Raw genomic sequence first — 6506 nt, forward strand, 5'->3', positions numbered from 1 at the left:
CGTCGGGAACAACGTGCGCAGTTTTGGTTAATTCGCGATTAACAGCTTTAACTTACGCAGGTACACGCGCGTTCATGGCGTCGACGAAGCGCTCGAACAGATAATAGCTGTCTTGCGGGCCGGGGCTGGCCTCAGGGTGGTACTGCACCGAGAATACCGGCCGGTCTACCATGCGAATGCCGCAGTTCGAGCCATCAAACAGCGACACATGCGTTTCGACCACGCCCTCGGGCAGGCTTTGGCTGTCGACGGCAAAACCGTGATTCATCGATGTGATTTCGACCTTGCCGGTCTCAAGATCCTTCACCGGATGATTGGCGCCGTGATGGCCGTGGTTCATCTTGACCGTCCGCGCACCAAGTGCCAGTGCCAGCATCTGGTGGCCAAGGCAGATGCCAAAGACCGGTATGTTGCGGGCCAGAACCTCTTGGATCATTGGCACCGCATATTCGCCGGTTGCGGCGGGATCGCCGGGGCCGTTCGACAGGAACACGCCCTCGGGGGCATGTGCCAGAACCTCTTCGGCGGTTGCATTTGCGGGCAGAACGGTCACATCGCAACCTGCCGAAGCAAGGCAGCGCAGGATATTGCGTTTCGCGCCGAAATCCAGTGCCACAACCTTGTGGCCGGGCGTGGTGCGCTTGGGAAAGCCATCCGGCCATGCCCACCGCATCTCGTCCCATTGATAGGACTGCGTGCAGGACACATCCTTGGCAAGATCCAGCCCTTCGAGGCCCGAAAAGGCACGCGCCTTGGCCACCAATGCCTCGATGTCGAAGTTACCCTCGGGATTATGCGCCAAAGCCACATGCGGTGCGCCCTGCTGTCGGATGGCGCGGGTCAATCGCCGCGTATCCAGACCGCCAATGCCAATGCGTCCACGCGACATCAACCATTCGCGCAGGTCAGATGACGCGCGCCAGTTCGAAGGTTCGGTCGGGTCCCATTTGACGATCATGCCGGCCGCTGCCGGATTGGTGGCTTCGTCGTCTTCTTCGGTTGTGCCCACATTGCCCACATGCGGAAACGTGAAGGTGATGATCTGGCCCGCATAGGAAGGATCGGTCATGATCTCCTGATACCCGGTCATCGCGGTGTTGAAGCAAAGCTCGGCCACCGTTTCTCCCGTAGCGCCAAAGCCGTGACCGTAGAACACGGTGCCGTCGGCAAGGGTCAGGCAGGCGGTCGGATGCGCAGAAGGGGCATGTGCGGGCATGGGGCGGCTCCTGGAGTGAAATCGGGCGGAAACTAAGGCGCGCGGCCAAAAGGTGCAAGAGGCAAGTGTTGGCAAGAGATGGTTGCGCCAACAGAACGCATTCTCTAGGTTCCAAGCCCAGACGCCACATAGGATGACGGAGCACCATGGATCTTCGTAACCAGATCACCGATGCGCTGAAATCAGCGATGAGAAACAAGGAGGCAGAGAAGCTGTCGACCTTGCGCCTGATTAATGCCGCGATCAAGGATCAAGACATAGCCAAACGCGGCGAGGGGGATGAGGGCGGCGTCAATGATGCAGATGTCATGTCTATTCTGACCCGCATGGTCAAACAGCGCAATGAAAGCGCACGTGCCTATGACGAAGGCGGGCGTCTGGACCTTGCAGAACGTGAGCGGGCTGAAATTGCGGTGATCCAGGCATTTTTGCCGAAACAACTGGACGAAGACGAAGCCAAGGCAGCTGTTCTTGCCGCGATCACCGAAACCGGTGCCGCGTCCATTCGCGATATGGGTAAAGTGATGGGCGTGCTGAAAGCCAGATACGCCGGCCAAATGGATTTTGGTGTCGTAGGACCATTGGTCAAAGACCAGCTGGGGTAATCCAGTTGTGCGCCTTACGGCGCGTTGTTTCATCTCGCCCGGCGCCATTGGCGCCATGCTCGGGTGGGCGCAAGTTGCCCTGTCGTGATTTGTTCAGCCGCGCCGTACGTGGATGGGTTTTTCAAGGGGTATCCCCTTGAAGGCCTGCGTGGCCTGAACGCGAACCTTTCTTGTGCCCTGTAGGGCTCAATTTGAGAGGAGGCGCGTGAGGTCGGTAAAAAGCTGTTGTCTTTCGGGGACGCTGAGAAACGCACCAATTTCCACGTCCCGCGGTCCGCCTCGCAGGGTCAGGTAATCCTCCACCGGGCCTTTGTCTTGCTTCACGACATTTACCCAATACGGGTTCGCGTCCCATGCTTTTGTGCCTTGTGCCGCCTGGTGCGACAGTTCCACACGGTCTTCCCAAAGCTTTAACACTTCAAGGATTTCGCCGCTGCGATAGGAATGCTCCAGCAATGCCCAAAGCCCCCAGATGGTCAGGCCCATGAAAGGCAGCATCACCCACAGGATCGCCGTGCCCAACACCGCCGACAGTGGCAGCAGGAGCATGGCGCAGGTCGCCCCCATGAACAGTACGAAACCACGACGCGGCAGCGATCTGTAGGGCCACATGTGCAGTTCGGCCAGTGGCGGGTCGCCGGCCTCAAAACAAAAGGCCCCGGAGTTGTCCGGGGCCTTTGTGTGGTCTGTGACCCATTCGAAGGGCATCAGTGGGCGTGGCCCTTGTCCCATTCTTCCTGCTTGGGCAGGATTTCGAACGTATGCTCGGGCGGCGGGCTGGACACGGTCCATTCCAGCGTATCGGCATATTCGTTCCAGTAGTTGTCGCGGGTCTCTTTCTTGCCAGCCACCAGCGAGTAGACGATCACGCCGATGAAGAACAGGAACGAGGCAAAGGACAGGAACGCGCCATAGGACGAGACCTCGTTCCAATAGGCGAACTGCTCCGGGTAGTCGATATAGCGGCGCGGCATGCCCTGCTGACCCAGGAAGTGCTGAGGGAAGAAGGTCAGGTTCGCGCCGATGAACATGGCCCAGAAATGCAGCTTGCCGGCCCATTCAGGGTATTGGCGTCCGGTCATCTTGCCGAAGTAGTAGTAGATCCCGGCGAAGATCGCGAAGACCGCACCCAGCGACATCACATAGTGGAAATGCGCAACAACATAGTAAGTGTCGTGCATCGCGCGGTCGATGCCCGCCTGGCTGAGCACCACGCCTGTCACGCCGCCGACGGTGAACAGGAACAGGAAGCCAAAGGCCCACAGCATCGGGGTTTTGAATTCGATCGATCCGCCCCACATGGTGGCGATCCAGCTGAAGACCTTCACGCCTGTGGGCACCGCGATCACCATCGTGGCCAGCATGAAATAGCTCTGCTGGGTCAGCGACATGCCAACGGTGTACATGTGGTGCGCCCATACGACGAAGCCCAGAACACCAATCGCAACCATCGCGTATACCATCGGCAGGTAGCCGAAGACCGGCTTGCGCGCGAAGGTGGCGATGACGTGGCTGATGATGCCAAAGCCGGGCAGGATGATGATGTACACCTCGGGGTGACCGAAGAACCACAGGATGTGCTGATAGAGGATCGGGTCACCGCCGCCGGCCGGATCAAAGAAGGTTGTGCCAAAGTTCCGGTCGGTCAGCAGCATGGTGATGGCGCCGGCCAGAACCGGCAACGACAGCAGGATCAGCCACGAGGTGACAAAGATCGACCAGGAAAACAGCGGTACCTTGTGCAGCGTCATGCCAGGTGCGCGCATGTTCAGGAAGGTGGTGATCATGTTGATCGCCCCCAGGATCGAGCTGGCGCCCGACACGTGCACGGCGAAAATCGCCAGATCCATCGAATAGCCGCCCTCGTTCGTCGAAAGCGGCGGGTAAAGCACCCAGCCCACGCCCGAGCCAAGCTGACCATTACCGCCCGGTGCCAGAACCGAACACACGGCCAGCGTGGTACCGGTGACATAGAGCCAGTAAGACAGGTTGTTCAGCCGCGGGAACGCCATGTCCGGCGCGCCGATCTGCAGCGGCATGAAGAAGTTGCCGAACCCGCCAAACAGTGCCGGAATAACCACGAAGAACATCATCAGGATGCCGTGCGCGGTGACCAGAACGTTCCACAGGTGGCCGTTCGGGGTGCATTCTTCGGCGGCAAAGCCCTCTGCGCACATGTATTGCACGCCGGGATCCATCAGTTCCAACCGCATGTAGACGGTAAAGGCAACCGAGATGAAGCCAACCAGCCCCGATGTCAGCAGGTAAAGGATGCCGATATCCTTGTGGTTGGTGGACATGAACCAGCGGGTAAAGAACCCACGCTGATCCTCGTGGCTATGAACGGCTGCGTCTGCCATACGGTGCCTCCCGTACAAATAGGTTGATTGCGGTCAGACCTTGGCCCGCCGCGCGTTTCAGATCACCTCTTAGTGTGCAGATGCGCCGGGGGCAATGCTGCTAACGGTCACAGGGCGGGATTATTTGTCGCGCTTGGAAGGCCCGCGAAGCGATTTTAGTGGACGCTCAAGGTGAATTGGTGTCATTGATTTCACGTTTATCGTGTTTCGGTAGTGGATTGAGAGATGAGCAGGATTATACGAGCGGCGTTGGGGGCGGTTTTCGCGATGGCTGGCGTCATTGCCACGCCGGCACTGGCAGATTCCCGGAGCGAGGCGGTTGCATGCGTTCAGAATCAGCTGGCGACGATGGGCCTTTACAACGGCAAGGCAGACGGGCGCGCCAGTTCTGCCGTGCGGTCTGCCGTTGCGGCCTACCAAACCTCCAAAGGCGCAATCTCGTCGCGGGCCTTTGACCTGGACTCGGCTATCGTCTTTTGCCGTCACATCGGTTTGCGCGACAAGTCGATGCGTCAGTTCTGGCCTTCCACCAAGCGGCCTTACGTCATCATTGCCAGCGACAGCATTGATAAAGCTCTGAAAGACGAGGTCACCAAGTCCACGGCGCTGTCGCTGTCGGCTTTTCGCCGCACGTACGGGATCGAGCTGGCCAATACCGTGTACATTTCGATCGGCCAAACCCCGCGCGAGATGGCCGAAATGACGCGCAAGCACCATCAGCGCAACCGGGGCGATATCGTCAAATACTGGACCGAACGCTGCGACACAAAGGCGAACTTTACCGGCGTTTCTTATGGCGGGATGATCGCCCTTTGCCGCGACGGGCCTGCGACGCTGGGCAAAGGTCTGGCGCGCAATTATGTGCGGCAGGTGGTTGTGCACGAGGTTTTCCACGAAGCGCAGGCCCAATTGTCCGGAGAACCCCGAAAGCTCAAGCGGTCTCAATCAGCCGTCGACTGGCAGGGTCCTGTATGGATGGTTGAGGGATCCGCCGAGTTTGTTGCGCTTAACGTAACGACCGGGCGTTCGGCGGGCAGTTTGGTGTCTTGGTTTCGGGCGCGACTGAAACAACGGCCCGAATTGATCTTGTTGGAACAGTCAACCGCGCGCGAATACTTTACCTTGGATGTGTACTATGGCGGTGCTTTGGGCGTGTCGCGGCTGGTGTCCCGATCAGGCACCAAATCCCTGACACGTTTCTACGAGATGCTGGGGCAAGGGGTCGACTGGGAGGAAGCGTTCGCCAAAGCCTACGGCACACCGACAGGGCAGTTTTACAAGGCCTACGCGCGGGCGTTCTGATCTGGCTGTTCGAAAACGTCGTCGAATGTCCGGCGCAGAGCAACGTCAACGTCTTCCATCGTTACCGGCAGCCCAAGGTCAACAAGGCTGGTAACGCCGTGTTCCGTGATGCCGCATGGCACGATGCCGTCGAAATGGCTCAAATCCGGCTCCACATTGATGGAAAGCCCGTGAAAGCTGACCCATTTGCGCAGGCGAATTCCAATTGCGGCGATCTTGTCTTCGGGAGGCTGCCCGGTGGCGGTCAGGGGTTTGTCGTTGCGCTGCACCCAGACCCCAACACGACCGTCGCGCCGTTCGCCATGGATGTTGAACTCTGACAAGGTAGCAATCACCCATTCTTCCATCTGCGCGACGAATTTGCGGACATCGCGCCCGCGTTCCCCGACATTCAGCATGGCGTAAGCCACGCGTTGGCCCGGACCGTGATAGGTGTATTGGCCGCCGCGACGGGTGTCATAGACGGGAAAGCGATCGGGATCGACAAGGTCTTCGCGTTTGGCAGACGTGCCGGCCGTGTAAAGAGGCGGGTGTTCCAGCAACCAAACGGCCTCGCCCGCGGATCCTTCGGCAATTTGTCTTGCGCGGTTTTCCATGGCGACAAGGGAATCGTCATAGTCGGTCAGCCCCGGCCAAACCTTCCACTCAATCTCGGCCATCTGTAGCCCCCTTACGCTTGATCCGGATTTCACCGGAATGCATGCAGAACATCGTCATTTTCAAAACGAATGCAAGGCGAGCCCGCGTTTCAGGATGTGCTGATGCTTTTGCTGCCCTTTCCCCCTTCACATCGGCTGCAGAACTGGGTAAGAACCCGCGCACCTACCTTACGACGTGCGGTCGTGGCGGAATTGGTAGACGCGCAGCGTTGAGGTCGCTGTGGGGTAACACCCGTGGAAGTTCGAGTCTTCTCGACCGCACCAACTTCGTCCGTAATCCAATTGCTGCCGGACCGAACGGACGCGCACCTTGAAACCATTCGGGCCTACGCGTCGGTGAACCCGGTTTACTCGACCGATCAAG

General features: G+C 58.9%; 6 protein-coding genes and 1 tRNA gene. 3 read left to right on the forward strand and 4 right to left on the reverse strand.

Translation table 11 applies throughout. The features are described from left to right. Positions 1-52: 52 nt before the first annotated feature. Positions 53-1216, reverse strand: coding sequence for a glutamine-hydrolyzing carbamoyl-phosphate synthase small subunit (gene carA, locus ACMU_RS17505; protein WP_035262293.1), 1164 nt, complete (start codon positions 1214-1216; stop codon positions 53-55). Positions 1217-1362: 146 nt separating this feature from the next. Here carA and ACMU_RS17510 point away from each other — a divergent pair, with 146 nt between their 5' ends. Beyond that, positions 1363-1821, forward strand: coding sequence for a GatB/YqeY domain-containing protein (locus ACMU_RS17510; protein WP_035262296.1), 459 nt, complete (start codon positions 1363-1365; stop codon positions 1819-1821). Positions 1822-2007: 186 nt separating this feature from the next. Here the strand turns inward: ACMU_RS17510 and ACMU_RS17515 are convergent, their stop codons facing one another. Further along, positions 2008-2433 carry a DUF2244 domain-containing protein gene (locus ACMU_RS17515; RefSeq protein WP_328286665.1) on the reverse strand — a complete coding sequence of 142 codons (426 nt, stop codon included), beginning with the start codon at positions 2431-2433 and terminating at the stop codon, positions 2008-2010. Between the two features lie 95 nt (positions 2434-2528). After that, complete coding sequence (gene ctaD / locus ACMU_RS17520; protein ID WP_035262300.1) at positions 2529-4181, reverse strand: cytochrome c oxidase subunit I; 1653 nt, start codon at positions 4179-4181, stop codon at positions 2529-2531. A 225-nt stretch (positions 4182-4406) separates the two neighbouring features. Here ctaD and ACMU_RS17525 point away from each other — a divergent pair, with 225 nt between their 5' ends. Then, on the forward strand, positions 4407-5483 hold the full coding sequence (locus tag ACMU_RS17525) for a peptidoglycan-binding domain-containing protein (protein WP_152544674.1): 1077 nt from the start codon (positions 4407-4409) through the stop codon (positions 5481-5483). Here ACMU_RS17525 and lipB read toward each other — a convergent pair. Further along, positions 5465-6142 (reverse strand): lipoyl(octanoyl) transferase LipB, encoded by a 678-nt coding sequence (lipB, locus tag ACMU_RS17530; RefSeq protein ID WP_051588428.1) that lies wholly within the window; start codon positions 6140-6142, stop codon positions 5465-5467. The two genes, ACMU_RS17525 and lipB, sit on opposite strands and share 19 nt — an antisense overlap. A 177-nt stretch (positions 6143-6319) precedes the next feature. Here lipB and ACMU_RS17535 point away from each other — a divergent pair. After that, a tRNA-Leu gene (locus ACMU_RS17535) sits at positions 6320-6406 on the forward strand. Positions 6407-6506: the final 100 nt, after the last annotated feature.

This window comes from Actibacterium mucosum KCTC 23349 (assembly GCF_000647975.1).
Taxonomy (GTDB): Bacteria; Pseudomonadota; Alphaproteobacteria; order Rhodobacterales; family Rhodobacteraceae; genus Actibacterium; species Actibacterium mucosum.